Below are 26641 nucleotides of genomic sequence, written 5' to 3' on the forward strand. Positions count from 1 at the left end.
CTGATTGACGACCTCGTTGTGGGTGGATGAGTGATCTGGAAAGCTTCATCGCGCGCCGGAATGTCCAAAGTACCCTGTTCCAGAGCGGTTCAAGCTGGTGTAAGCGGATGAATCCAGGAGATGGCGTCACGATGAGGCGCCGTCTTTTTCATGGGATTCCGTTGCTTCGATCGCGTCGTCATATTTTTTCAGGAAATCAGCCGCGTATTCGCGGTTCAGGATATCGTGGATTTTCTGATTGTAATAGTTGCGCAGGCAGTTATAACAGGACGGCGAGCAGGTGCATTCCGTCGTGATTTTTATCGCCTTTTTGATGACCCGGCGGAAGACCGCGCCGTCACTCGTCGCGATCCTTCGGACGTGCCCGGCGCCGCCCGCTACGGCGTCGTACAATACAATCGCGTAGATCAGATTTTTCCCTGAGTGGATTTTTTGCAGGCACGCTTTAATATCGTTCCGCTCGATATCCAGGGTTGCCGATAACGCCTCAAGCAGCGCGTACATCGCAGATACCATGACGCTATAGTCTCCCGCTTGCGGATGGTCGAAGATTATTCGAACGACGTCTGTCCTGAATACATGGATGAGCTTATTTTTAAAGAGTTTATTCTCACATTTTGTGTCCCAGGGCGTTGAATGTTTTTTCTCAAGCGTTTTCTTGTGCGAATTTGAATTTTCCTTCTTTTTCTGTTCGCTCAGACTTTCCGCGTAGCCGCAATGCGAACAGACATAAAAATCATCCGTGCAGACAACCATCAAAGAATCATTGACGGAGGTTTCCAGCTGAACCTGATTCCCATTTTTCAAAATAAATTTGAATTGTTCAATAACCTGGCGCTGCGTGTCGCCAATGTAGCAGTCTTCGCTGCGATAGGCTTTTTCCGGTTTACGCATCGGGACGTCGGTTGGATTTGCGCTGGCGATGAAGCCCTTCCGCGGCTCAATCGCCTGCTGCCACTGCCCGCGGCTGATCGGTTCATGACATGCGATGCAGAAGAGTTCTTCGTTCTCATTCGGTTGAATCGTTCGATAGTTCCAAGTCATACAGGCTGAATTTTTGCATTGCGCGATATAGGCGATTTCCCAATCCTGCCCCGTTTTCAGCGGCAATTTCCGGATGTATCGGCTCGTATACAGCTTCCCGTCGGCGACAACCTGCGAATCCGGCGCGTATTCCGAAACTGCCAGCTGCAAATCGCGAACCATCTGCAGCTTTTTATCAGACTGGGCGTTGGCGTTTTGGTGAAGTTCAACCGTATCGACCGGGAACCCATATTTGGGAAGGACGTTATTCCGGACTAAGAATTCAATCAGTTCATTCCTGCCCCGTTGATCTTCTTTTCCCCGGCGGAACGATTTCAGTTTGTTTTCAATCGCCGCGGCTTTTTGGACGTTTCCTTCTCTGAAAAAGCGGTCAACCTCCGCTTCGTAAAACTCGATCGTTTTTCGATAATCCTCAACCGCGATTTTCAGTACGCCGTCCGCGCCGATCAGTCTCTCCGTCCAGGCGTAATCCGCGAGGCCCATTGGAGCGTGCATGTTCTCTGGTATGGACCGCAGTAAAACGCGCTTTAAATCTGCCGGCTTTCCCGCGAGATATTCGCGGAACTTTTCCCAGCCGTCGCCGTTGAGAAATACGTCTGCGTCATTCAGGTTATATACGTCCGGGTTCTTCGCGAAAAAGGCGCTGAGTGCGACCGCGAAGATATGGCGCAGGATAATTTTTTCGTTCCGGACGGCGAAAAGTGGGACGCCGATTTTCCCTGTGATCATGTTCGTCGGCTGGCTATAAAACGTGTAATCATGCGAGCTAAGTTTCGCGTAGGTTAGCGAGAATGACGCCGTGTTGAGCCCCCGACCGGCGCGGCCGGCGCGCTGAACGTAATTCGCCGGGGACGGCGGCATATTCCGCAGGAAGACCGTTTCCAGATCGCCGACGTCGACGCCCATTTCGAACGTCGTCGAACAGCTCAGCGCGTTGATCTTTTTATTGATGAACATCTCCTGATACTTTTGCTGCTGTTCGCGGCCCAGCTGCGCCGTATGCTCCTTGATATGCAGCGGCTTCATTTCTTCCGACTGATAGAGTTTTGCATAGTGATCTTCTGCGAGAATCGCTTCGCGTGAAATCGGCTGCAGCCGCCCGCCGCAGCGTACGTTCTGACAAAAGTTTTTGCAATTATGCATGGTAACTTTTCCGCATGTGTCGCAGCGGAAGAGCGGGGTCGCTTCGGTTCCGGCCTGAATCGTGAATCGATTGGTATGGATATAAAATTCCTGATTATCCGCCGAGGACAGTCCCTCCGTGCCGCAGAGTACCCCATTCCAATAATCCTTTAAAAGCTCGTTCGCAGCGGCTTCATTCTTGTCAAGCGCTTTCATGACCCGCTTCAGCCGGCTGTTGGAAATGAGCGAGCCGTTGTCTCGAATCGCGCAGGCCCATCCGCGCAGGTGCGTTTTCTTTGTATCCTGATCGCGGTCTTTCAATATTTTGAAGCGTTTCGGGCGCGTCGAGTAAAAAATATAATCGCGATCGGAATCTGTCAATTCGCAGTCTCCTTCCAGCGCGCCATGATAAACGATATCCATGACGAGAAGGTCGAATAACGCCTGCGTATCTTCAGCTTTTTGGCCAAGCTCCCTCGCAGCGTTTTGGATCATATCCTGACTGTTGCCTTTGTAATTGAACTTTATGAGTCCCAGGCTGACGAGACTGGTCGACCGGCGGGCGTTGACCATCTCGTTCAATACCGCGATCCAGGCGTGTTTCCGACTGATTGCAGTGAGGTTGCTCGAACCGTCGTCTCCGGGATCCGCGAACGTCCGGCATGAATCAAAATATGCAGTCAATTCTTCTACGAAGGCTTGAATTTCCCAGGGATGATTCGCCATGTTCCGGCGATTTTTCTCGACGACATGCCAGATTCCTCGGCGACGCAGGAATTCTCCGTAGGACGCCTGCATGTAGGAAGCGAAAAAAGCAGCTTCTCCGCGGCTGTCTGAAAAGGTCAGGAATTGTTTTGCACGCTGAATTCTTTCGACCGGCTGGGTTCGGTTGGCGGCTCCGAATAAGCCGCTCTTCGCGGGGCGGGCTTCGTCGATTTCGCTTTTCAGCCTTTTTTCGCTTTCAGGAAGCTCTTCGAAAAGCGACGTTCCCAGGACAGACGTCGCCGCCTCCTGCCCCAGGTAGAACAATTTGAGGGAGCCCTGCTTACAGACTGGGCATTTGGGGGAATGATTCGTTCCGGACGAAGGCTTCGCTTTTCGGACCTGAATATATTGATTCTTTCCGCAGTCGCACGGTTTTCTCCCGCGCAGGCTTTCATCGCAGATCGATCCGCAGGCCGCGCAGATCAGATAATCTTCTATTTCGATACTGTCGCTTTGAGATTTGCCGTCGGCTTCGTCTTCTTCGTCGTACTCGTCCAGGTCCGAATCTTTCGGATCGCGAATGAGATAAAAGCTGATATCCTGATCAAACATGCCTGACCCAAATTCAATCTTATCCTGGAAACTTTTCCCGACGATCGCGACGCGTCCGCAATCATCGCAAACCGCACATTCGAAAACTTTCCTGTCTTCTCCTTGCAGCTTGATCGTACTTTTCCGCGTCAACATCAGCTTTTTTGATGAATCCAAGGTAATGTACATGCCTTCCGGCGCTTTGGCGAACAGATGATACCTGGCTTTGATCAGAGGCGTCATGTTTTTGACAGCCTGCGCTGCGATATGGATAATATGAATAACGTCTTGATCGGTTATTTCGTGATCTTTTTGAAGCGCCTTCGTGATCTCCGGAATCGTCATCGGCTCCGTCAGGATTTTTCGCAACTCCCGATAAAGCGTCGCCCGCGTGCAGAGATCATACAAATATTCTGCGTCCGCCTGCCCTTCCGGAATCGCTAACCCGTAATCTGCGACAATGTTGTTCAGCGGCTTATTCGGATCGGACAGATCCGCGAAAAGCTTCGCCGGGATATCGAGCGGAGCGTCGGAGAAATCCGGCGGAATTCGTTCGGAGCGAATAATATCGGAGGACCGAAACTTTGCGCCGCAAAGCGTTTCTGCAAACTTGACGATCTCCGGGTTTACGTCTTTCTTTCCGAGGGTCGCGCTCGTCAGGATATGCAAAACGTTGTCCGGATCGCTGATCCGGGCCTTGAGACGTTTCAGGAGCATCGCAGTTTCCATTCCGGTTGCGCCGCGGTAGATATGCGCCTCGTCCAGAACGAGGAATCGCAGCTTTGCGCCAGAAAAGACCAGATCGTCTTTTGGCCGCAGCATCATATATTCAAGCATTGCGTAATTCGTGATCAGGATATGCGGCGGGGTCGCGCGCATCTGATCGCGCGAGATGACTTCGTTTTTCAACGGCGTCATCGGCTTTCCAGTTGCGTCTTTAAATATTTTTCCGTACCCGATTCGCCCTTGCTCTTCTTTTTCTTTCGTGCTGCTGTTGTAGACGCCGAACGTAATTTTCGGATAGTATCTGAATAGTTTGCGAAGCCTTTTCATCTGATCATTCGCCAGCGCGTTCATCGGATAGATCAGGATCGCGCGGACGCCCGAATCAAGTTCCCCATCTTCGATCTCATGCAGCAGGTGATGGATAATCGGAATCAGGAAGCACTCCGTTTTCCCGGAGCCGGTCCCGGTCGTGACGATCAGGTTCTTTCCTTGATTGGCTTTTCGAATCGCCTGCTCCTGGTGCAGATATAAGCCGCGGTTAAGCTGGATTTCCTTTTCGCCGTCCGGAAGATCGCCTTCTAATTCGTTGAATAAATCGGATATGACGCCTTCTTTGATCAGCGCGGCGAGGCTGGCGCCCTTTTTAAAGGAATCGCTGATCTCCAGGAAAGGACCTTTTGTGACTGCGCCTTCTTTCTGGAGTGCCTTTCGGAATTGTTCCGAATAATCCGGGTCGGCGATATTAAAGGATGTCGTAATATAACTGATAAATTCGTCTTTAATATTTTGTGAGGCTTGGATCGGGTCAAACATCAGCTATGGCCTTTCAGTCGTGTAAAAAAATAAATCAACAGAATCGTAGCGATTTTTATTTTTTTGATTTGGCTCTCGATCTGTCAGACTATACTCGGTTTTCGTCATCTCATCAAATATTTTCCGATAGTAAAAGCCGTCTCCATGCGAATTGGTAATACTCATCGTCCTTTCCCCGATATAGATCACAAGGACCGGGTTAACCTGATAGCGCGTAATCCCGCGTTCATCGGTAAACGCTTCGGATGAGAAATTCTTCCGATTATTTCCATCTTTATAGCGAAAGAGGATTCCGCTGTATACAGGGCAGTTGCCTTCGGACGTGGGCTGAATTCCCTCGAATTTAATCTGATCGATATAACATGGATGGACCTCGATCGTTTTTTCACCGTTGGTAATGGACGGAATCCGGATCCGGCGGTTCTGGAAACGCAGCAGATTCTTATCGCCAATAATGCATTCGCCCTGCGCGAGTTCAATTTCGGTTTGACTGAAAAGGCTCTTCGATCGGATCGCGATTTTATACTGATATTCGCCTCCCGGTACGTTCTCCGGAAGCAGGAGGCTGTCCGTGGATTCGTCTAAATCGAACGTCATTGGCGCGTTCGATCCGAGTTTCAGTGTCAATATAAACTTTTGATTCGGACTTCCGATAAAAGCGCCGCCCAGATCCCAGAATAAGACCCCGTTCTCTTCCCAAAGCTTCGGCCTGCGAAGGAACCCTTCTTTGAAGAAGACGGAGCCAAGCGGGTATGTCGCTGCAGTTTGATTTCTTTCGATCTTTAAATCGAGATGGACCCTGGCGTTCGGCAGTGTTATCGAATGGAGCTTGTTCCCGATCAGCATCGAGCCATTTTTATCAAACTGGGTTGGCTCTCCGTCAATCAGCAATGACGCTGAAGCGCCCTTTGGAGCCGTAATCTGTAATCGACTGTCCTGCGCAATATCCCGATAATACCAGGCGGAAGCCGGCGGGTTCAGCCATTTACCGGTGGACTCGGAAAGCGTGATTTTGGGAATCGCGATCTGAACGTCGCCGTTCCGATATGGGAACGATATGAATTCGTCACCCGCGGAAAAATCGATCGATTCCGACAGCTCATCCAACTGAATTTCCACTTTCGCGTCTCGATAATCTTCGCTGGAATAGTAAAACTCGCGCGAAAATTTGCAGCTTGCCTGGTCGATCAGGAGATAATCCCGCTTGAAAAGGAGCTTTTCTTCGCCGAGGTCCAGGATGCGAATTCTGCAGACGTCTTTTCCGTTATCCAGCGGCAAGGCGTAGAGCGTTTTTTCCTCGTTGCAGTCCAACGCTGATAAATCGATTCGTTCCTCATCTTTCCGGATAACGTATCGGGTTGAAACCTCGGGCCGGCTTAGAACAAGATGGCAGGCGCTTTTTCGATCCGCGAATTCGAATTCTTCCTCGTCCTCGATATAAGTCGGAAGCGATTCCGATTCTTGAGGCGAAAGAATCCGGAACTCAGTTTCGGTTTCGCCGCGGTCGTAATAAGCGATTTTTGAATCGATCCTGACGATAAATCCGGGCTCTAACTCAACGAAATACCCGTTCGCCGCTGGGACTTTCAGCGGCTGGATCGGCGATTGCTCTCCGCGTTCGACCTGAACCCGTTTGTCAGACGGGAGGATCAGCGTGTAATCTCCCGGCGGAAGGATCGAACCGGTCAGTTCGTTTTTCCCGGAAAACAGGAACCGGGTCCGATAGAGTCTTTCCTCAGAATCGTAAATCGCTTCCTCCTCGCTGGCCAGCCGCAGGCGAAGCTGACCTGGAAATTCATTCTTTATCAGCGAATGAAGATCGATCGTTTTACTTTTCAGCGTCTTGCCCAGTTCGTTCCCGTACCATGCCATTGAGCAAGTTGAAATAAGCCTGTCCGCGCTGTAAACTTCGAGCGTCAGGTTTGGCTCGATCGTTCGCTGAAGACGGATTTCAGGCAATCCAATTTGAAGTTCGTCTTCATTTTTCAAATAAAATCTGGCTCGGATTTTTGAATAGTCCCAGACGATTTCCCGCCGCTCGCTCGCTCGATCTTTTTCGGATTTTCTTGAATCGGATATTTCCGTGAGTTTTCTCTCGAACCAATCTTCGCAGAGCTTTTCCTCATAATGTTTTATTTCTTCAATGTTATTGTTGATGAGCGAGTCGATTTTCTGGAGCATTCGCACAACGAGGCTGCGGGTAAATTTCGGCCGAAGTAAAATCAGTTTCCGGATCCCTTCTCGGAACGAATAACTTCGGGAACTGATCGAGATGTTGAGATTTTCCGATTGAACGCCCTGTTCGTCGCTGAATCGCTGGCTCAGAACCTGGAGCATGTCCCCGATCAGCGGTTCGTCCGGATCGATCGTCCACCCCAGGTTTTCTTTATAGAAGTCAAAAAGAAAATCAAAAAAGGCCATCCAGGATTCACGGGGCGAGAAAGCGTGCATCGTAACGGTACTGCGGAAGGACCGTTTTCTTTCGTTTTCGATAAAAAACCTGTGATTTCGATCGAGCGTGCCTTCCAAGGCGCCTTTCAGGATTTCTTCAACAATTTTATCTTTATCAAGGTACCCGAATTGCTTAGCCGCATATTCCCAGAATTTTGGCTGGACATCCGGATCCCAGTTTTTTGTGTAGTGAGTTAAGGCGAGCGTAAGAATTGCCTGATCCCTGCGTAAGAGCCGTTTGATTGAACCCGATAATCTTTTCTTGAGAATCTTTTCGGCTTCCTGAAGGATGGTTTGGGTTTCTTCTTCTGTCAGGATCGCGCTTCCGATCAGAGGATTTTCCGCGAACGCGCGGGCGATAAAATCTCCCTCGCTCGTCCGAATTTCCATATCCGATTCCATTCCATCGTCCTGGGGGACAGGCCGCTGCTGCGTCCGTACAAAGCCTAATTTTTCAATATATTTTTCTAAGCTGATCCCTTTTCCGTATACAAAAGAATTCAGATTTCGATAAGTGGAAGAATCCGCCGGGAGATAAACGACGTTATCCTGAACGATATATTTTTGCAGCTCCGCGATATGTTGTGCTGTTGTTTCCTGCGATAGATTGAATAGAGAGTGCGTTCGATACGTTTTCCCGCCGGGATAGAGCGCTATTCTATCTGCTTCCGGATTGATCGTCCGGATATATTCGCGATACTTCGAAATCGCATGTGTGACTTTCCCTTTTAATCTATTGTCGTGTGCGTTGAAATGATCTGACTGTTTGTACGCGTCGATGATCTGATCCAGTTCAGCAATGGATTCGCATTGGTAGAAATCGTAAGTCGGGACAGGAAAACTAAATTCCGCGGGTAAATTTCTTAGAATCGTCGCGGTCCATCTTGCGCTAACCTCGGAACAGTTCTGTTGCTCATGGAGCCAGGCAGTAAAGCGTTCTTTAAGGTCTGTCGAGGCGGCTGGTTCATAGTGAGGAGCCTGTTGAGTGAATGAGGCAGCTGGATGATTCGTTTCAGTTGTCTTCGCGATCGGATTTTCTTCTTCTCCATCATTTCTGGCTTTGATTTCTGCTGGGGTTGAAGCGAGTTTGCTGACGGAGGGTAGCGCGTCTTTCAGCGGGTTCATGGCATTGGGACCAGGCGGAGGCAGCTCCTGCGCGGAAGCTTCGGGCTCGATCGCCGGAACGGTCGGAGTTATTTCTTTCGCAGGAGGGATTTCTACGGGTTGAGAGACGGGGTCTGACGCCTCGATCGGTTCCGCTGGTTGGATCGATTCGCCCGGCTGCAACGTGACTGGCTCTGGCTCGTTTGCGGATGAGGCTTTGGTCGGTTGATTTTCTATGTCTGACCCTGTTTCATTTGAGCATTGAATATACTTCAATTCAGATTGTGATTCAATTTGTACGCCGGAAACCCTCGGCAGGCTGCTCTTTTTTTTACGGCGGGGCTTCGTTTTAGCGCGATTTGCGCCAGAAAGCGTCTTCCAAAGGTTTCTCAGGCGATGAAGAAGATTCCCGGAATTCTTGCTTTTTGTGGATTTATTTTTTTGCTTTAACTTGCGAAATAGCAACTTGAAAAATCTCATCTATGATCCGTTCCTTTGATCAGAGGTTTTTTTATGGTGAGAAGTGATACGCTTATTATTATATAATGTATTTAGAACCTTTTGCAAGTTTCTTTCTTTCAGTCCACAAAGCCAACGCGGATCGGGTCGCCTGCGATTTAATAAATCGCCCTGAAACGGCAGACCGTTCCAGGGCGAAACCAGCGGGAGGCCGAAAATCTATCGCGCAGCGATCGCCTGATCGACGACCTCGTTCATATAATCCCAGTTCGCGTCCATGTCGCGCACATATTGGAACTGCGTTCGGCAGCGGTCCAGATTCTGGTCCGGGTACTGAATATGAAAATACTTGTCGCCGACGAGATAATCCGCCAGGAACCGCACGCCGCATTCCAGCGTCATCATCTTCGCCCCGATCGGGAGCAGCCGCAGCTCAGTTTCGGTCAATTTCTCGCGCGTCTCGGAGATGAACGCTTTCGTATAGGCTTCGTAGTAGTCGCGATGAAGATAGATTTTCGATAAATTCTTTTCGTTTTCCGCCGCGCGGACCGCGCCGAAACGGATCGAATCGCCGAAGTCGTTCGCCGACAGGCCCGGCATGACGGTATCCAAATCGATAACGCAGACACCGCGTTTCGTCGTCTTATCGAATAATACGTTATTCAGCTTCGTATCGTTATGCGTCACGCGCAGCGGAATTTTCCCCTCGTCGAGTAAGTCTAAGAGCGTCGACGCGAACGGCCGGACCGACATGGCATATTCGATTTCCGGGCGGACGGATTCCAGCCGTCCCTGATAATTCGTTTCGATCGCGCGGTCGAGCGCTTCATAACGTTTGACCGTATGATGAAACCCCGGGATCGTCTCGGTCAGTTCCGCGGCGGGAAAATCGGACAGCAGGTTCTGAAACTGCCCGAAGGCAACGGCGGATTCAGCGAAATGAGCCGGGTTGTCTGGCTGATTAAAGCAGATACTGTCCTTGACGAAGACATATAGGCGCCAGACCTCTTCGTCTTCCGTCACGAGATAATCGCGTCCGGCCTTCGTCCCGATCAGCGTCAAAACCTCGCGCGGATCCTTCGCCTTCTTTGCCAGATGCCGCGTGACGCTGATAATATTCTGCATCAGGCTTTTATAGTCGCGAAAGGCGAACGTATTAATTTTTTGCAGGATGTACCAGGCGCCATCGTCGGTAACGACTTTATACGTCGTGTTAATATGCCCGTTCCCGTACCTCTCGCAGCTGACGACCTTCCCCGTCAGTTCAAACAGCTCAGCGGCCCGGATCGTTTCCATACTCAACCCCATAAAGCTTCGGGATATATTCCGCTCCGGCGCATCTCTTTCAGCGCCGCCATGACCGCGGGTTTGTCTTCTTTATACGTAACCCCGTACCATTTTTCCTGCGTTGGGAGAACCCTGAACGTCGCCCGGCCTTCCTGGATCAGCTTGTTCGGAATAATTGGCAAAAAGTATTCGCATTTAAGCGGGTTGCCCGGCAGGTTCGCGCGCAGGAATTCCGCAAACGTATCGTTAATTTCTTTCATCATCGAACGCTGAAAACCCCAGAGGTTCATCGAAACGTACGTTCCGTTCGGGACGAAAAGATCGGCGCCGTCTTCCTGGATTGCCGCGCCGCCGTCGGCTTTGATGATTTTGACCCGTTCGACGATCCCGGCTAAATTTCCGTTTGCGTCAAGCTCGCAGACGCCTCTGGAGACGCTCCCATTTTCGGTCAGCGTATTCTCGATTCGGTACCCGACCATCGCGTGCCGCGTCGGGCCGGTTTCGGACGAAAGGAAATCATAGACGGAGCGAAACGCTGTCCGCCCGTAATAGTCGTCAGCGTTGATGACAACGAACGGTCCATGAACCAGCTCCTTCGCGCTCAGCGTCGCGTGCGCCGTGCCCCAGGGCTTTGTCCTGCCTTCCGGGATGGAGAATCCGGCGGGAAGGTTTTCAAGAAGCTGAAACGCATAGTCGACCTGGTAATGGCCGCGAATCCGCGATCCGATCCGGGCCTCGAAATCGGTTTCCATTTCGGGCTTGATCACGAAAATAACGCGGCGGAACCCTGCCGCGTGCGCGTCGTACAGCGCGTAATCCATCATCACGTTTCCATGTTCGTCAAGCTGGTCGAGCTGTTTGAGACTGCCGTAGCGGCTGCCCATGCCTGCCGCCATGATAATCAGTACCGGTTTTTCGTTCATGTTCTAATCGATTTTCCTATTCATGAATCAGTTTTGTTTCGCGTCCGGGAGCCGGCGTGACTGCGTTATCCTTTGACGCCGCCGGCGGTAATCCCGGCGATAATTTTTTCCGACAGGAAGAGGTACAGGACGAACGTCGGCAGGAAAACGATAATGACCGCCGCGAACATTCCCGCCCAGTCGCCCGTGTACTTCATCGCATCGATCATCGAGTATAATCCGACTGCGACCGGTTTGACCCGGTCGTTATTCGCGAAAATCAGCGACATAAAGTATTCGTTCCATATATTGATGAAATTAAAGATACTGACGGTGATGATCCCCGGCTGCGCCAGGGGGAGCATAATTTTCCAGAAGATCGATATCTGAGAACATCCGTCGATCGCGGCCGCTTCTTCATAGCTCGCGGACAGGTTCGAAAAAAACGTCAACAGGAAAATCGTCGTATATGGGATATTGATCCCGACGTACAGGAAGATCATCAAAATCCGGACCGTCCAATCCTGTTTGAGCAGCTGCATCTGGGAGACGACGCCGAAGAGCGGCAGGATGATCATGACCATCGGGACGCCCATCGCGGCGACGAAACTTGATTGAATCGGCTTATTCAGGAAGAATTTGAAACGCGAAAGCGCGTACGCCGCCGGCGCGCTGACGAGGATCAGGAGCGTCGCCGATATGACCGAGTAAAAGAGCGAGTTGGTAAAAAAGACGGAAACGTTCTGCGAATTCCAGGCTTTTACGTAGTTTTCAAAATGCAGCCCCGACGGGAACTGCAGCGAGGTTCCTTTGAAGATCTCTTTCGTCGTCGCGAACGACGCGGCCAGGATCCAGCCGATCAGGACGAAGGTAAAGACGACCCAGATCGTCAGGATCAGGTAGCCCGGGAGGAGCGAAGCCTCTTTACGCCAATTGATATTCAGGAAAGATTTTCGGGTCATCGTTCAGCCTCTCAGAATTCGATTTCTTCTTCACGGACGATCGCCGTCGTCAGGATAAACACGGCGACAACGATCAGGCTCAGGACGACGCCGACCGCCGCGCCCAGCCCGGCGTTGCGCTCGGTTACAACGTTCCCGGCGCCGAAAACCTGAAGATACATGTAGACCATCGGCGTGATCGTCTGCGTGTCGGCGGTGACCATCGCGAACAGCTGCGACCAGACGAAGAATCCGACCGACGTAATCGACCACATCGTGATATTCGTTCGGATGACGCCTTTTAAAAGCGGGTACGTGACCTTGAAGAATTGCTGCGGCCTGGAAGCGCCGTCGATCGTTGCGGCCTCGTAAAGCTCGACCGGGATTTTTTCGATCCCGCCGGAGAAGATCAGCATATGGTATCCGACCATGCCAAAGCAGTAAGCGATCAGCAGCGACCAGAATTTATGATCCGAGTCGGTCCAGTTAATTTTCCCAAATGGCCCAAGGCCAATCGATTCGAGAAAATTCGCGACGCCGAGCCAGGCTTTCGTCGCCAGTCCGAACTTCGGATTGTACACGTACTGGATCCACATCGTCGCCAGCGCGACGGCCGAAATAACGTTGGGCATGTAAATCGCGGCGCGGAAAAATTTCCTGAAGCGAATGCCGCTGTTGAGGATAATCGCGAAGAGGAGCCCCAGCGTCAGGACGCCGGCGCCACCGATCGCCCAGATCCGGAACAGGTTCCAAAGCGAAATTTTGAACAGCTCGATCCGGGCCAGGTCGGTAAAGTTCTTCGTCCCGACGAAAACCCATTGGCTGATCGAGGATGTGGCGTTTTCGACCTGAAAGAAACTCATGTAGACCGTTCTCAGGATCGGATAGACAAAAACGACGCAAAAAATTAAAACCGCTGGCGCGATAAAGGCTGCGATAACCGCTTTATTTCGTCTCACGTCGATTCCTTTCTTTGATACTGGCATTGATTGGTATTGACGGACCGCGGCTGCGAACGGCAATCGAAACTGAGCGAATGCTCGGGGCTTGCTTCGGACTGCGTCAATCGTTTATATTCGGGTTTCGCTCGAGTCGTTTCCAGCGTGGTCGGAGAAAAATCGAATGGAAACGCTTCAACCGAATCCCGTTATTTTTTTGGCGGATCCTTTATTTGTTCGAATCGGCCGGAAGAATGAAGAACTGTCTGTAATTCTGCTTTCGCTCTTCGGGTACTGAATTGTTCTGTTTGACCCTGGGGAAGAATTCTTCCCCAGGGCTTTTTTCTTTTTTAACGTATTGTTGAAAAGCTTTTGCCTATTTGCCCGAGGCGGCCTCGAGGTTGTCAACGAACGTCTGAGCGTCGATTGCGCCGGTGCAAAGCTTTTGGAAGTTTTCCTTGATCAGCGGCGTCATATCCGGATTATTCTCGATACCGGCTGACCAGGGGAAGCGGACCATCAGGCTTTCCATGACCGGGCGGACGGCGGTCAGTTTTTCCGGCCATTCGGTATTCGTCGTGTCGGCCGGTATCCCGACGGATTCGGTCGAAAGCTTCAGGTCGTATTCGCCCTTGGTAATTTTCTCGATAATCGCGAAGGCTTCCGGCGCGACTTCGGATTTTGCGTTGATCGCGAAAACCTGAGCGCCGAAGTTCGCGGCATCCAGGCCGGTTTTGCCGTTCGGGACGGCGGGATACGCGAAGCAGCCCCAACTGAAATCGTCGCCAGTCAGATCTTTGACTTCGTTCGGGAGCCAGGACCCGTTCAGGTACATCGCGGCTTCGCCGAGCGCGAATTCGCCGTTCTGGTTGGTCGGCCAGGCCGCCGTACCGAACGTTTCCGAGAGGAGGCCTTTTTCGGCCATCATGGCGTAGTCCTGCGCGGCGAGGAGGGCTTCCGGCGTCTCCGCCCATAGTCCTTCGTCGACGACTTTCTTGACGCCGTCGACGCCGATGTAACGGGCTAACTGGTACCCGTAATTGCCGATAATGTAGGCGTCGTCGCTCGTGAACGGAACGTAGCCGGCGTCCTTAATCTTTTCAGCGGCGGCGACGAATTCTTCCCAGGTCGTCGGGACGGTTTCAACGCCGGCTTCGGCGAAAATTTCGGCGTTGTAGAAAACTTCGAAGAGGTTCGGCTGATAAGGGATCGATTTCAGCGTTCCGCCGGCGACTTCGCGCGCGGCGGCCATCAGGCCCGCGATTGCGGTTTCTTCATAGTTGCTGCTCTTGACGAGTTCTTCGAGATCCATCGTATAAGCGCCCCATTGGACGTTGACGCGGTCAATATCTTCGTCGAACAAGTCGATAACCGTACCGGCGTCCAGCGCTGCCTGAAGCCCTTCGCGGATCCCGGTCCGTCCTTTGAACTGGATGTCGACCGTGTTCCCGGATTCGGCTTCGTAAGCTTCGATTGCTTCTTTGATAACGATTGCCTGCGGCTCCGCGTCGGACCACATCGACCAGTAGACGATCGTTTTACCTTCGCCGAACGCGGCGGAGGCGGCGGAAAGAACGACAATAAGCGTAAGCGCTAAGACAAGAAACTTCTTTTTCATCATGATGACTCCTGTTGGATGACTCTCAAATTCCTTTGAGTTGGCCTGTTAATTCCAATTATATTGAAAACGAACCGGTTTACAATAGCAAAAAAATCATGAGAAATAGTAAAATTGTTGTTGTACAGCGTTCGTTTTGAAGATAGAGGATTATTTGGGAAAAGTGTAAAATGAGAGGAACTGATGAAATCCGTTTAGATATTAATCGTATTCGCGAGATGCTGACAAATCTACAGGAACTGACGAATTTACGTTTCTCGCTGCATACGACCGGCGCGCAGGAGATTATCACGGTCAACCGGCGGTCGGATTTTTGTAATTTGATTTGCGAAACACAGTACGGGTACCAGAAGTGTTTCAATTCGGACCTGAAAGGAATCGAAATGGCGAAGCTCCTCGAAAAACCGTATCAGTACCGCTGCCACGCCGGGTTGATCGATACGACGATCCCGATTTATAACCGTGGCGAGCTCGCCGCGATTATCCTCTTCGGTCAGATTCTTGACGATTCGCCGATCGAGGATCAGTGGCGGCGTTCGGCGCAGAGCTGCGAATGGCATACTGAAATGTACAGTTTGAAAAAAGCGTTTTACGAATTGCCGCGGCTGTCGAGCCGGGCGATTCGCGCGGCTTACGAAATTATCAATACCTGCGTCAGCGAAGTTCGTTTATCGCAGCTGCTATCGATCGAGCAGATGAGCGATTATGAGCGGCTGACGCTTTACCTGAAATCGAATTACGCAAAGGCGCTGAATGCGGAGACGATCGCCGGCGAGTTGTCGATGTCGAAGAGCCGGCTGTACCGCGTCGTACAGGAAGCCGGCGGTGGGAAATCGCTGAATACATTAATTACGGAAGAGCGCGTTTATGCGGCGAAGCGGCTCCTGAAAACCTCGTCCGCTCCGGTCCGGGAAATCGGCGCGCAGGTCGGTATTTTGGATTACAACTATTTTACGAAGCTGTTCCGGAGGTATACCGGCCGGACGCCACGGGATTATCGAGCGGAAAAAGTCCGCGTTTCCGCCGCGATCGGGCCGCTCGCGTCCGCGCGGCCTCTCGAAGAATCTGGAAGCAATTCCGGCTGAATGCGTTGAAAAAAGGCGGATTTGCGGTATGATTGTGAAAAGAAGGTACAAGGGATTGTGCAGTTGTTTTTGACTGCCTGAAAAAGAACGTCAGGGAAAAATTGGGGAAACGGGCGAAAGCCTCGAAAAACGAAAGGGATTGCGCATGTATAAAATTTTACGAAAGAAATCATTGAACCCGACTGTCACGCTGATGGAAGTGGAGGCGCCGTTTGTCGCTCGAAAGGCGAAAGCCGGCCAGTTTATTATTTTTCGGGTCGACGCGTTCGGCGAACGCGTGCCATTGACGATCGCCGACGCTAATCCGGAAACGGGAAGCGTCACGATTATTTTCCAAATCGTCGGGGCGGCGACGCAGAAGCTGAACATGCTGAACGAGGGCGAGTTTATTCAGGATTTCGTCGGTCCGTTGGGCACGCCTTCGAAGGTTGAAGGTTTCAAGAAGGTTGCGGTCGTCGGCGGAGGCGTCGGCTCCGCGATCGCTTATCCGGTCGCGAAAGCGTTTCATAATGCCGGCGCAATCGTGCATACGATCGCGGGTTTTCGGAGTCAGGACCTGGTTATCTTAGAGGACGAATTCCGCGCGGTCAGCGAAAAAATGGTCCTGATGACCGATGATGGAAGTTACGGCGAGAAAGGGCTGGTGACCGACGCGCTGCGTTCGCTGATCGACGGCGGGGAAAATTACGAAGAGGTTGTCGCGATCGGACCGTTGATCATGATGAAATTTGTTGCGAAGCTCACGAAAGAATACGGTATCCATACGGTCGTATCGATGAACCCGATTATGGTCGACGGAACCGGGATGTGCGGATGCTGCCGGCTGACGGTTGGCGGGAAGACGCTGTTTGCCTGCGTCGACGGTCCTGAATTCGACGCGCATCAGGTCGATTTCGACGAAGCGATTTCGCGCTCCGGGATTTATAAAGGTTTTGAACGTCACGCGTACGAAGAATCCTGCAATCTCTTCAAACAGGAGGTTAAATAATCATGGCTAACATGCGACCAACCAAGAATGAAATGCCGGAGCAGCCGGCTCTCGTCCGCAACCATAATTTTAAAGAAGTGACGCTCGGTTATACGCCGGAGCTGGCGATCGACGAAGCGAAGCGCTGCCTGCAATGTAAACATCGTCCCTGCGTCGCCGGATGCCCCGTGAATATTAAGATCCCTGATTTTCTCAAGCTGATTACAGAAGGCGATTTCGAGGCCGCCTATCAGAAAATTTACGAGACGAACGGCCTGCCGGCGATTTCGGGGCGCGTCTGTCCGCAGGAATCGCAGTGCGAACAGCGCTGCGTCCGCGGGATCCGCGGCGAGCCGGTCGCGATCGGCCGGCTTGAACGGTTTGTCGCCGATTATCATAATAGCCTCCCGGAAGCGCCGGCGGAAAAACCGGTCCCGAATGGGCATAAGGTCGCGATCGTCGGTTCCGGCCCTGCCGGTCTGACCTGCGCGAGCGATCTGGCGAAAATGGGGTACGAGGTTACGATCTTTGAAGCGCTGCATTTAGCCGGCGGCGTTCTCGTTTACGGTATTCCTGAATTCCGTCTTCCGAAATCGATCGTTCAGCGCGAAATCGACCGGCTCGAAGCGATTGGCGTCAAGATCCATGTCAACGTTGTCGTCGGACGTTCGGTTTCGATCGACGACCTGATTTCCGACGGATACGAAGCCGTTTTCGTCGGCTCCGGCGCCGGGCTCCCGAAATTTATGAATATTCCGGGCGAGAACCTGAACGGGGTCTTCTCGGCGAACGAGTTCCTGACCCGCGTGAACCTGATGAAATCCTATCAGAACGATTCGGCGACCCCGATTGTGCATTCTAAGCGTGTCGCCGTCGTCGGCGGCGGGAACGTCGCGATGGACGCGGCGCGCTGCGCGAAGCGATTGGGCGCGGAGGAAGTGTATATCGTGTACCGCCGTTCGGAAGAGGAGCTTCCGGCGCGGATCGAAGAAGTTCATCACGCGAAAGAAGAGGAAATTATCTTCCGGACGCTCGTCAACCCGGTCGAGATTTTAGCCGATGAAAAACGGTTCGTCGCCGGGATGAAGGTTCAGCGGATGGCGTTGGGAGAGCCCGACGCGTCGGGACGCCGCCGTCCGGAGCCGATCCCGGGGTCTGAATATTTCCTGCCGGTCGATACGGTGATCATGTCGATCGGGACGACGCCGAACCCGTTGATCAAGATGACGACCGACGGGCTCGATACGCAGAAATGGGGCGGGATCATTATTAACGAAGAAAACGGTCAGACGTCCCGCCAGGAGGTTTTCGCCGGCGGCGACGCGGTTACCGGCGCGGCGACGGTCATTCTGGCGATGGGCGCGGGAAAGACAGCCGCCGAAGGAATCCATAAATTCATTACCGAAAAAGCGGCGAAAGCGTAATTTGGTTCAACTCGGAGGCATCATTCGAAAATGGAGAGAGGCTGACGACCTGTCAGTCTCTTTTCTATCCGCGGCTGCGCCAGGCGGGCGTTGACCGGAGGTCGGTTCATGGGGATATCTGTTCCTGGCCATCCTTCCCTTCATCTCCGCGCGGAACGAAGCGGATTTTCTGAAGGAATGCTATGATATAATTCTACGGAAATGTACATGGATACGTTTCAGGCGTTTGGATTGGAGTAGAAAATAATGAATAATCAGTTTCAAATCAGAGTTCATTCAGGCGGTTTGCGCGGGCAGGCGTTCGTCGTCGACAAACCGGAATTCAAGATTGGGCGCGATCCGTCCTGTGATATTGCGCTGACCGAAACCGCGGTTTCCCGCGTTCACGCGATTATCTTTAATCAGGGCGTCAACACGCTCGTTCTGGCAGATAATAATTCGACGAACGGAACGACGATTAATAATTTGCAGGTGACGTCTCCGGTTCAAATATCCGAAAACGACGTCATTATGCTGGGCGGAGAAGTCGCGCTGGCGGTCGAGCGGGTTCCCGCTGGTGTTAACGCCGGCGTCGACGGGGGGCAGCAGGCTCAGCCGCAGCCGATGAACGATAACGCCGGCGCTGCGCCGGTTCCGCCGTTCGCCGCGCCGTACGACCCGAACCAGCCGCAGCACGGCCAGCCGGCGCCCGATCCTCTCGCGGCGCAGGGCGCAAATTATCCTTTCGTACAACCTCCGCTGGGCGCGTATCCGAATCCTTCGGCCCCAAATTATCATCCGGGGATGAATCCCGCGAATCCTTACGGGCAGGCCCCATACGGTCAGCCGCCCGCATCCGCTTATCCATATGCGCAGCCGGCCGCGAATCCATATGGGCCCCCCTCGGCGCCCGCCGGTTATCCGCAGCCGCAGCCTGAACCGGCGCCGCAGGGCATGAATCCGGACACGGTTCAGCCGAGTCTTCAGGAGCCGCAGGGCATGCCTGGGATGAGCGCGTTTCCAGCTCAGGAAGCTTTCACGAGCGGGACCAGCGCGCCGAACGGGGGAGCTGACCCGATGAATCCGATGGGCGCTCCTGCAATGGCCCCGTTCAGTCAGAGCGCCTATCCGCAGCCTCAGCCGGTTTCACAATACAGCGGTTATCAAGCCAACCCGTCGCAAAGCCTGGATCCAATGAACCCCTATGGACAGCCACAGCAGCCTGGACTTGATCCGAATAACCCGTATGGACAGCCACAGCAGAACCCCTACGCACAGGCGCAGCCGGGAATAGCGAACCCATACGCACAGGCGCAGCCGGGAATAGCGAACCCATACGCACAGCCGCAGGCTCCGCAGGGTTTTGATCCGAATAACCCATATTCGCAGCAGAACCCCTACGCACAGGCGCAGCCGGGAATAGCGAACCCATACGCGCAGCCGCAGGCTCCGCAGGGTTTTGATCCGAATAACCCATATTCGCAGCAGAACCCCTACGCACAGGCGCAGCCGGGAATGGCGAATCCATACGCGCAGCCGCAGGCTCCGCAGGGTTTTGACCCGAATAATCCGTATGCTCAGCCGCAGGCGGCTTACGGATATGGGCAGCAGCCCAATCCCTATGGCCAGAATCCATACGGTCAGCAGCCGGGTTATGGTTACGCCGACCCGAATTACAATCCCGTCGATGACGAACAGGGCGCGGACGGGTTGAAGTCGAAAAAGACGCTGTTTATTATTTTGGGGATCGTGTTAGCGGTGATCCTGATTATCGTTGCATTGATCGTTTATGTCGATGCGAATTATCTGTGGTGCGACTGGTTCTCGTTCCTGTGGAGCGCGGAGGCCTGCCAGAATTATCCGCCGGCCGTTCATTAGGAGAAAATGAAAATGATGATGCCCTCGAATTCAGAGCCGGAAGCAATCGCTCAGACTGAGAACTTTGTGATCTGGATGGTTCAGGACGCTGACGGCGAACCGCTTTATCACCTGGATATTAACAATCTCGTCGTCCGGTTCTTTACGGAAGAATGGGACGAGTTTAAGACGTTCGCCGCGAAGTTCGCGAAAAATCCGAAGGCGGACGCCGATGGCGTTATTGCCGAGACGGAGGTTTACTACGCCGGTGTGGAAACGTCCGAGGACGGCGATACGCTGTACACGATCGACGTGACCGGCGCGACGATTTATCTTTATGAAGAGGACTTCAGGGAGCTTTGCGAGCTGCTTCGCGAGCTGTAAGTCTGAGTGATCCTTGGAAAAGGATTCGGGTTCGCCGATCGGGCGGGAGGCCGGATCCTTCTTTTATTTCAGCCGGAGAGGGAACAGGAAGCGCGCCCGATCGATCAAAAAAGAATTTTCGCCAGTTCCGCCCGGTAGGTTTCGCGGGTCGGATTGTCCGGCGGGAGCGTTTCCAGCAGCGCGACGACGAGCTTACGGGCCGCTCCGTTTCCGTACGCGCGATCCATTTTTAACAGTTCGAAGAGCGATTCGATTGCCAGCTCTTTTTTGCCCTGCGACAGGAAGCGGATCGAGGAGCAGAACTGCAGCCCTGCTTCGGTTCCTTCGTCGAACGTCAGCCGCCCTTCGTCAAACGCGGACATGATTTCCGCGAGCGGGAGAAGCCGTTCCGCCGCGGCGTAAAACGGGCTTGGCGGAAAGTCGTTTAGGAGACTGGCGGCGTTTCCCCAGCGGCGATCGTTCAGGTAGGCGACCGCCAGTCCGAATAAAGCGCGCGGATTTTCCGGGCGCTCGTCCAGGAATTCTTCATAAAGATTTTTGGCTTCAACGATGTCGCCGGAATTCAGGCTCGCTTCAGCTTTTTCGAGCGTCAGCGTCATCGGGTCGATCGCGTTGATCTGTTTCAGGGCGGTCAGGTAGACTGCGGTCGAATGCAGCCCGAGAATCTGGTTTTCGATTTGGCCCTGAAAAACGAACTTGACGCAGGGAACGCTGAACACGGCGAACTGCGACGTGACGACCGGGCTGGTTTCGATATTGACGAGCGCGAGTCGGACCGAACCGGCGATCCGATCCATCAGGTCTTCGAGCGTCTTCTTTACTTTCAAGCTCTCTTTCGACCATGGAGCCCAGAACGCCATCATGACGATCGAGGAAACGGAAAAGTCGATGACCTCCTCCTGTAAATTGAATTCGTCGATTTCGATAATATCGGGGCGCGCGGTCATTCGTCCTCGCAGCTTTCCGATGGCGTATTGATATGGATGAGCTCGCCGTGTACGTTGACCACGAATTTATATCCCAGCATGCCGAACATTTTTAACGCGTCTTTGGGAATCCCGACGCGCATCAGTTCGTCAAGCTGGTTTCCGAAATCTTTCATCGCTGACTTGATCATCGCGACCGTCAGCAGGTCGTCCTTCCCGATCATCTCGGCGGTCTTTGTCGACAGCAGGTCTTCATTTCCCTCGACGCCTTTCGTAAAGATTTCCCATATCTGACGATCAACGTCAGCCGAGGGTACGTAACGCCGGAAACCGTTATCGTCGACGATATAGAAGGATTCCTGTCCGACGGTTTCGGTTTCGAGCGGCTGGTCGTTTTCGTCAAAAATCAAGCCCGGAAAAAGAGGATGCTGCGCCATGATTTTCCTTTCATTTATGGCGTAATTCCGGAAATGCCCGGAAGAACGTAGCGGACGGCCGCCGGCGATTCGAAAAAATGCGTCGACAGCTCGTTTTGAATATAAACCTGTCCGGCTTGCGGCCGGGTCGATTCGTTTCGCACGTAGCAGATCAGGCCGTCGGCAAGCCCGCGCGCGATCAGTTCGGTTTTCTCGGTCAGGAAGCGATAGTCGAGGTTCATGTAGCCGGTCTCGATCATCGCCGCCGTCGTGTAATCGTTAACCATGCTGTAGTCGTAGAAAATATCCGGATCGGAAATGATGATATTTCCTGCCGACGGTTGAGACGTGATATGCGAAAAGCGGTCGTCGAGGCAGCTGAGGAGCTTTTGCGCTTCCGCCGGGTAAGCGACGGTTCCGATCGATGCGATTTTGTAGCCTGACGCGTTCCCGTTGATATATTCGCAGCCGTCGTTATGAACCGCGATCAGCGCGATCCCGACGTAATCGTTCAGCGCCGGATCGAACTCGCGGAGCAGGTCGGCCTGATAACCGCGTTCGGTCAGGATATCGCGGAGGTATGTCGCGATGCGAAGATTGACGTCGACTTCCCGGAGGGAATTCAGTTCCGGCCCGCAAACATGCCCGGAATCGAAACCCCAGTGGCCCGCAACGATCCCGATCCGGTTCCGTTCGTTGGGGAGCAGGGTCGGATGTACCGGCTGCGCGCCGGACGGTTCCCAGAGGAAAATGAAATTCTGATTCCGGTCGGCGGAGAAAAACAGCAGGAACAGCGCGGCGAAAGCTGCCGTGCTGAGGATCATGAATATCGCCCTGAAAACCGAAATCCTTTTCATAGTCTCTTCCGCTTAAAGTATAAGCGATCTGTATCAGAAAATAATAAGTATTTTGCCTGGCTTCCTGCCGGGCCGCGTTTACCGTCATTCCGAATTGGTTTTCGCTGAAACGGGTCCGCCCGCGCAGACGGATCGGCGCCGGGCTCTCCGTTTCGGAGGATTCCTCGACGCCGATCTGGTTCCCTGCAGGCAGGCGCAGGATTTAATTGATGAAGCGGTCTTTCCGGCGGAAACGGTTCAATCAGAGCTGGTCATGGCTCGGATACGGTAATCAGGCTAAGGTCGCCGAGCGCGTTCCCGTAGAACGCCGCCGCGAACGGAACCGTGAAAATAAACCCGATCATCAGGAACGATCCGCCCAGCGAGGCTATAAAGATCGCGAGAACCGATAAAACGAAAAACGTCGCCAGCGTTTGCAGGTTCTGCGCAATCGACTTCAGGATATGGTTGACGCGGAAGAAGTCGGCGATCGTTTTTCGCTGATCATACGTGATAATCAATATTGGGAGAATCAACAGCACGGCGAGAATGCCGACGGCGAATGAAATGTTCCGGATAAACGCGAGCAGGTTGAAAATCAGGGTCGCGAACCAGCCGATCTTCGTCCAATAGAAAAAGTTCGCTAAAAGGCCGATTGCTCCGGAGAGAATCAGGAACGGAATAAAATAAACCAGAACGCCGATCGCGAGCTTCAAGCCGTTAAGGAGGATTTTGGCCGTCGGGGTAAAAGGGAGCATGGCGCGTTTCGGCGTGTGGTTCAAGCTGTAAATCTCAAACAGCCAGCCGAGGAGGTAAATTTGCCCAAGGATCGGGATCAGCGTAATTAACCCGGTCAGAAGGATCGATTTCCACCAGCCTTTTTCCTGCCAGATCTCAGTGAAATATGATTTGATATTCATGAATTTTTCCTTTCCGAACGCAGTGAGTTGAAAAACAGGCGAACGATGAACGAATTAATTATAATAGAAACGGCATGAAAAAAAAGAGACTGACGACCGCTGAATCGGGCTTAAATAAAGGTTTTTATCTGACTGTCGTTTGCTGCGCGCTGATGGGTGCGGCGCTGTTTTTTCTTCTTTTTGGCGGCGGGGTGCTGAATCCGACCGAGACGCGCTGGGTCCGTTTCGGCGGCGGCGATAACTTTCAGCATTATATCGGCTGGCGGTTTTATCGGAACGCGCCCTGGATTCGCTACCTGACGTTTTATCGAAATTTAAATTATCCGATCGGGTCGACGACGGTTGCGACGGATTCGAATCCGTTGGCGGCGATGATCTTCAAGGTTTTCCGCTGGGCGCTTCCGAAGACATTTCAATATAACGGGATCTGGCTGCTGCTGTCGTTCGCGCTTTCGGGGTTTTTCGCGGGCTGTATCGGATATCGGCTGACGGGGCGAAGCTGGGGCGCGTTCCTGTTTACCGGATTTGCGCTTTCGAATCCGGTCCCGATCCAGCGGGCTCTGATCCATGATTCTCTGGCGGGGCACTGGCTGATTTTGGCGGCGATCTGGCTGGCGCTGAACCGGCGGGACCGGCGGACGATTTACGCCTGGTTCGGGCTGATTTTCGCCGCTCTGGGGATCCATGTCTATTTTCTGCCGATGCTGCTGTTTATCCTGACGTTGGAGCTGATCGTCCTGATCGGCGAAAGGGCTTCATGGCGGTACGTTTGCGGTCTGGCGATCGGCTGCGCCGGGGCGGTGGGGCTTGGGTATGTTTTTTTTGGTTATGACTTGATCGACGCGGGAACGGCGAGTTTCGGCGAGTTGTCGCTGAACCTGAACGCGTTCTTTAATCCGGACGGCGCGTCCCGAATCCTGCCGGCCCGGCCGACGTTTCCGCTCCAGTATGAAGGGTTCAATTACTGGGGCCTGGGCGTTTTGCTGCTGGCGGTTCTCTCGCTGGCGTTCACGGAGTTCAGCGCGTTCCGGCGTTGGGTCCCGCTGCTGGTTCCGACGTTGGGGCTGATTTTATTCGCGGCTTCGAATCGGATCGCGTTCGATCGGACTGTTCTCGTCGATATCCGGCTTCCGGCGCGGCTTGAGTCGGTTTTTTCGATTTTCCGTTCGTCTGGGCGGCTGGTCTGGCCGCTGTTTTATCTTTGCCTGATCTGGGTTTTCCGCGCATTAGCAGGAAGAGAGGACGGCGCGTCCGCCGGAAGAAGGCGGGCCATGGCGGGCTGGATTCTCCTGACCGCCGCGTTCGCGCTGCAGCTGTATGACCTGAGCGGGTTTTACCGCTCGGTATCCGACCGGGTTTGTCAGGTCATGACGAGCGAAGCGCCCGAGCGGATTGACGCGGCGGCCTGGACAGAGGTTCTCGCGGCGGCGGATTCTTTGGAGCTGACGGACGGCCCGGCCGAGCTTAAAGATGCGTTCGCAATGTTGGCGGCCGATTTGGGGCTGACGATTAACAAGGGCTCAGCCGCGCGCGGGGTGCGTCCGGTAGCAGGCGGCGACCTGGTTCCGGTCGAAACGCGGCTCGAAAGTGGCGAATTTGAGGAGGGCGCAGTATATGTCCTGCTGAACGAGGCGGCGCGCGAATTGGCGCTGCAGCGTTATCCGGAAGCGTATCGCGCGATTGGGGAGATCGGATACCTGGATATTAACGAGTAGTTATTCTGAATTGCGCGTAGTTGTTGCGGCGATATGAGTTTTATTACGGGCGGCGCTGAAAGCGAAAGGAGCGCTCTTGAATAAAGAAGAGCGCTCCTTTCAGCGGATCGTTTTTTCCTGCGTTTCGCAGCGAATCTCGATTTAAAAACGTGCGATTCTTATTCCTGTGGTTTTTCTTCCGAGCCGTCGGAATCAGCCTTCGGAGTGGCCGTGTCGACGATCTCGCTGGCCGCGGCGTCTTTGCCCTCGGAAATCGCTTCTCCGGCTTTTTCGACGATGTCGCCGGTCGTCCCGCGCATCGGCTCATGGTCAATTTCGACCGGGATCGTTACCGGCGTTGGCGGGACGACTGTGTCGGGCTTCGCGGACTGAGCCGGGCGGTTGAAGAACGATCCGGCGCTGGTTCCGGACGCGGGTCTGTTCTTGACTGTCAGGGACAGCTGCCCGAGCAGGGTTGCTAATCCTGCGGACGCGAGCGGCATCGTGAAGAGAATTCCGACGCAGCAGACGATGAGTCCCAGGCACGCCAGCATGCTGTAAACGATCGACATGCCGATAACGATCAGGAATTCGCGCGGATTGTTCCGAACCATGTTGAGGATCAGGTCAAAATCGAGACCGGCCGAGATCGTCCCGGTATCCATGATCCGAAGATATCCGGCGAACGACAGCGCGTAAAGCGCGACGATGACGACGATCATGATGATAAACAGGACGAGCATGAAAATCGAGCCGATGAAGTTCAGGAATCCGTTGTCGACGCCGAGAAGGACCGATCCGATAAACATCATCGCAAATAAAACGATCGAGGGCAGGATCGAATAAATAATTTCCAAAACGGTATACCTGAACCCGTATTTCAGGAAGGTCCCGAAATCGACGTCCGGAAGCGTTCCGCCTTTTCCGAGCTCCGTCCGCTTCGAAATTTCCATCATCCAGCCCCAGGCGTAAAGCTGACCGACGACCGGGATCAGGGAGATCAACCCGACGATAAGCAGCTTGACGACCCAATCCTTATCTTCTTTTATAAAATCAAACGTTTTTGCGATGTCCATTTTTCCTCCATGTATGTTTTTGTATTCGATACGGCGTTTTGTTCCGTTATCTATCATGTACGGTTCTTTTTCAGTTTCGGTTCAAACCGACGTTTTTTGCGGATTGGCGCCGATTAAAAATGCAAAAATTTCGCGACGTTCAGGACGAATAAAACGCCTTTGGAATTTGAATCGCTGGCGTTGACGAGCGTCTTAAGCGTCTCGACCGCGTTATCGACCTGATCGTCTTCAACTCCGATCAGGAGCGTCGAATTTCCCCGGCGAAGAAAGCCGCCGGTGGACGCGATTCGCGTAACCCGGTAGCCCTGACCGGTCAACGCCAGCGACGAATCGTCGGTAACGGTATCGGGAATAATAGCAATGATCAGTTTCATGA

General features: G+C 53.1%; 21 protein-coding genes. 8 read left to right on the forward strand and 13 right to left on the reverse strand.

The window, feature by feature from the left end:
* Positions 1-126: 126 nt before the first annotated feature.
* From BEQ56_07190 to BEQ56_07215, 6 genes are all read right to left on the reverse strand, one after another.
* Positions 127-5001 (reverse strand): hypothetical protein, encoded by a 4875-nt coding sequence (locus BEQ56_07190; GenBank protein ID AOH43277.1) that lies wholly within the window; start codon positions 4999-5001, stop codon positions 127-129.
* A gap of 3 nt (positions 5002-5004) precedes the next feature.
* On the reverse strand, positions 5005-8577 hold the full coding sequence (locus BEQ56_07195; GenBank protein AOH43278.1) for a hypothetical protein: 3573 nt from the start codon (positions 8575-8577) through the stop codon (positions 5005-5007).
* 657 nt (positions 8578-9234) lie between these two features.
* On the reverse strand, positions 9235-10311 hold the full coding sequence (locus BEQ56_07200) for a hypothetical protein (protein AOH43279.1): 1077 nt from the start codon (positions 10309-10311) through the stop codon (positions 9235-9237).
* 2 nt (positions 10312-10313) lie between these two features.
* Complete coding sequence (locus BEQ56_07205; GenBank protein AOH43280.1) at positions 10314-11225, reverse strand: nucleotidyltransferase; 912 nt, start codon at positions 11223-11225, stop codon at positions 10314-10316.
* A gap of 65 nt (positions 11226-11290) precedes the next feature.
* Positions 11291-12166 carry a sugar ABC transporter permease gene (locus BEQ56_07210; GenBank protein AOH43281.1) on the reverse strand — a complete coding sequence of 292 codons (876 nt, stop codon included), beginning with the start codon at positions 12164-12166 and terminating at the stop codon, positions 11291-11293.
* An 11-nt stretch (positions 12167-12177) separates the two neighbouring features.
* Entirely contained in the window at positions 12178-13104 is a 927-nt protein-coding gene (locus BEQ56_07215) for a sugar ABC transporter permease (GenBank protein ID AOH43282.1), read from the reverse strand.
* A gap of 88 nt (positions 13105-13192) precedes the next feature.
* On the opposite strand from BEQ56_07215, the gene BEQ56_07220 reads away from it, so the two are divergent.
* On the forward strand, positions 13193-13381 hold the full coding sequence (locus tag BEQ56_07220) for a hypothetical protein (protein AOH43283.1): 189 nt from the start codon (positions 13193-13195) through the stop codon (positions 13379-13381).
* 78 nt (positions 13382-13459) lie between these two features.
* Here the strand turns inward: BEQ56_07220 and BEQ56_07225 are convergent, their stop codons facing one another.
* Positions 13460-14701 (reverse strand): ABC transporter substrate-binding protein, encoded by a 1242-nt coding sequence (locus tag BEQ56_07225; protein ID AOH44452.1) that lies wholly within the window; start codon positions 14699-14701, stop codon positions 13460-13462.
* Between the two features lie 170 nt (positions 14702-14871).
* On the opposite strand from BEQ56_07225, the gene BEQ56_07230 reads away from it, so the two are divergent.
* The 5 genes from BEQ56_07230 (at position 14872) to BEQ56_07250 (ending at position 20397) form a co-directional block, all read left to right on the forward strand.
* Positions 14872-15786, forward strand: a complete 915-nt coding sequence (locus BEQ56_07230) for a hypothetical protein (protein ID AOH43284.1) — start codon at positions 14872-14874, stop codon at positions 15784-15786.
* A gap of 145 nt (positions 15787-15931) precedes the next feature.
* Positions 15932-16774 carry a ferredoxin-NADP reductase gene (locus BEQ56_07235; protein ID AOH43285.1) on the forward strand — a complete coding sequence of 281 codons (843 nt, stop codon included), beginning with the start codon at positions 15932-15934 and terminating at the stop codon, positions 16772-16774.
* Positions 16775-16776: 2 nt separating this feature from the next.
* Entirely contained in the window at positions 16777-18177 is a 1401-nt protein-coding gene (locus BEQ56_07240) for a glutamate synthase (NADPH), homotetrameric (protein ID AOH43286.1), read from the forward strand.
* 246 nt (positions 18178-18423) lie between these two features.
* A complete protein-coding gene (locus BEQ56_07245) occupies positions 18424-20034 on the forward strand; it encodes a hypothetical protein (GenBank protein AOH43287.1) in 1611 nt (536 codons plus the stop codon).
* 6 nt (positions 20035-20040) lie between these two features.
* Positions 20041-20397, forward strand: coding sequence for a hypothetical protein (locus BEQ56_07250; protein AOH43288.1), 357 nt, complete (start codon positions 20041-20043; stop codon positions 20395-20397).
* A 104-nt stretch (positions 20398-20501) separates the two neighbouring features.
* On the opposite strand, the gene BEQ56_07255 is transcribed toward BEQ56_07250, so the two are convergent.
* Genes BEQ56_07255 through BEQ56_07265 form a run of 3 tightly spaced genes read right to left on the reverse strand, consistent with a single transcriptional unit; the run spans position 20502 to position 22596 of the window.
* A complete protein-coding gene (locus BEQ56_07255) occupies positions 20502-21344 on the reverse strand; it encodes a hypothetical protein (protein ID AOH43289.1) in 843 nt (280 codons plus the stop codon).
* The gene (locus BEQ56_07260) at positions 21341-21760 is read right to left on the reverse strand and encodes a hypothetical protein (GenBank protein ID AOH43290.1); all 420 of its coding nucleotides are present in this window, start codon (positions 21758-21760) and stop codon (positions 21341-21343) included. The genes BEQ56_07255 and BEQ56_07260 overlap by 4 nt, the downstream gene beginning before the upstream one ends.
* Before the next feature lie 14 nt (positions 21761-21774).
* Complete coding sequence (locus tag BEQ56_07265) at positions 21775-22596, reverse strand: hypothetical protein (GenBank protein AOH43291.1); 822 nt, start codon at positions 22594-22596, stop codon at positions 21775-21777.
* Between the two features lie 52 nt (positions 22597-22648).
* On the opposite strand from BEQ56_07265, the gene BEQ56_07270 reads away from it, so the two are divergent.
* Complete coding sequence (locus BEQ56_07270; protein AOH43292.1) at positions 22649-22867, forward strand: hypothetical protein; 219 nt, start codon at positions 22649-22651, stop codon at positions 22865-22867.
* On the opposite strand, the gene BEQ56_07275 is transcribed toward BEQ56_07270, so the two are convergent.
* On the reverse strand, positions 22848-23495 hold the full coding sequence (locus tag BEQ56_07275; protein AOH43293.1) for a hypothetical protein: 648 nt from the start codon (positions 23493-23495) through the stop codon (positions 22848-22850). The two genes, BEQ56_07270 and BEQ56_07275, sit on opposite strands and share 20 nt — an antisense overlap.
* A 74-nt stretch (positions 23496-23569) precedes the next feature.
* On the opposite strand from BEQ56_07275, the gene BEQ56_07280 reads away from it, so the two are divergent.
* Positions 23570-25210, forward strand: coding sequence for a hypothetical protein (locus BEQ56_07280; protein AOH43294.1), 1641 nt, complete (start codon positions 23570-23572; stop codon positions 25208-25210).
* 158 nt (positions 25211-25368) lie between these two features.
* Here the strand turns inward: BEQ56_07280 and BEQ56_07285 are convergent, their stop codons facing one another.
* Together BEQ56_07285 and BEQ56_07290 are read right to left on the reverse strand one after the other, a co-directional pair.
* Entirely contained in the window at positions 25369-26265 is an 897-nt protein-coding gene (locus tag BEQ56_07285) for a hypothetical protein (protein AOH43295.1), read from the reverse strand.
* 113 nt (positions 26266-26378) lie between these two features.
* On the reverse strand, positions 26379-26639 hold the full coding sequence (locus tag BEQ56_07290) for a hypothetical protein (protein ID AOH43296.1): 261 nt from the start codon (positions 26637-26639) through the stop codon (positions 26379-26381).
* Between the last annotated feature and the right edge of the window lie 2 nt (positions 26640-26641).

The sequence above is a fragment of the Anaerolineaceae bacterium oral taxon 439 genome (genome assembly GCA_001717545.1).
Classification (GTDB): domain Bacteria; phylum Chloroflexota; class Anaerolineae; order Anaerolineales; family Anaerolineaceae; genus Flexilinea.

What these genes read in the sequence shown, in the direction of transcription:
- BEQ56_07190 (AOH43277.1), bottom strand. Translation starts at nt 5,001, where the DNA reads ATGTTTGACCCGATCCAAGCCTCACAAAATATTAAAGACGAATTTATC.
- BEQ56_07195 (AOH43278.1), bottom strand. Translation starts at nt 8,577, where the DNA reads ATGAACCCGCTGAAAGACGCGCTACCCTCCGTCAGCAAACTCGCTTCA.
- BEQ56_07200 (AOH43279.1), bottom strand. Translation starts at nt 10,311, where the DNA reads ATGGAAACGATCCGGGCCGCTGAGCTGTTTGAACTGACGGGGAAGGTC.
- BEQ56_07205 (AOH43280.1), bottom strand. Translation starts at nt 11,225, where the DNA reads ATGAACGAAAAACCGGTACTGATTATCATGGCGGCAGGCATGGGCAGC.
- BEQ56_07210 (AOH43281.1), bottom strand. Translation starts at nt 12,166, where the DNA reads ATGACCCGAAAATCTTTCCTGAATATCAATTGGCGTAAAGAGGCTTCG.
- BEQ56_07225 (AOH44452.1), bottom strand. Translation starts at nt 14,701, where the DNA reads ATGAAAAAGAAGTTTCTTGTCTTAGCGCTTACGCTTATTGTCGTTCTT.
- BEQ56_07230 (AOH43284.1), top strand. Translation starts at nt 14,872, where the DNA reads ATGAGAGGAACTGATGAAATCCGTTTAGATATTAATCGTATTCGCGAG.
- BEQ56_07235 (AOH43285.1), top strand. Translation starts at nt 15,932, where the DNA reads ATGTATAAAATTTTACGAAAGAAATCATTGAACCCGACTGTCACGCTG.
- BEQ56_07240 (AOH43286.1), top strand. Translation starts at nt 16,777, where the DNA reads ATGGCTAACATGCGACCAACCAAGAATGAAATGCCGGAGCAGCCGGCT.
- BEQ56_07245 (AOH43287.1), top strand. Translation starts at nt 18,424, where the DNA reads ATGAATAATCAGTTTCAAATCAGAGTTCATTCAGGCGGTTTGCGCGGG.
- BEQ56_07250 (AOH43288.1), top strand. Translation starts at nt 20,041, where the DNA reads ATGAAAATGATGATGCCCTCGAATTCAGAGCCGGAAGCAATCGCTCAG.
- BEQ56_07255 (AOH43289.1), bottom strand. Translation starts at nt 21,344, where the DNA reads ATGACCGCGCGCCCCGATATTATCGAAATCGACGAATTCAATTTACAG.
- BEQ56_07260 (AOH43290.1), bottom strand. Translation starts at nt 21,760, where the DNA reads ATGGCGCAGCATCCTCTTTTTCCGGGCTTGATTTTTGACGAAAACGAC.
- BEQ56_07265 (AOH43291.1), bottom strand. Translation starts at nt 22,596, where the DNA reads ATGAAAAGGATTTCGGTTTTCAGGGCGATATTCATGATCCTCAGCACG.
- BEQ56_07275 (AOH43293.1), bottom strand. Translation starts at nt 23,495, where the DNA reads ATGAATATCAAATCATATTTCACTGAGATCTGGCAGGAAAAAGGCTGG.
- BEQ56_07280 (AOH43294.1), top strand. Translation starts at nt 23,570, where the DNA reads ATGAAAAAAAAGAGACTGACGACCGCTGAATCGGGCTTAAATAAAGGT.
- BEQ56_07285 (AOH43295.1), bottom strand. Translation starts at nt 26,265, where the DNA reads ATGGACATCGCAAAAACGTTTGATTTTATAAAAGAAGATAAGGATTGG.
- BEQ56_07290 (AOH43296.1), bottom strand. Translation starts at nt 26,639, where the DNA reads ATGAAACTGATCATTGCTATTATTCCCGATACCGTTACCGACGATTCG.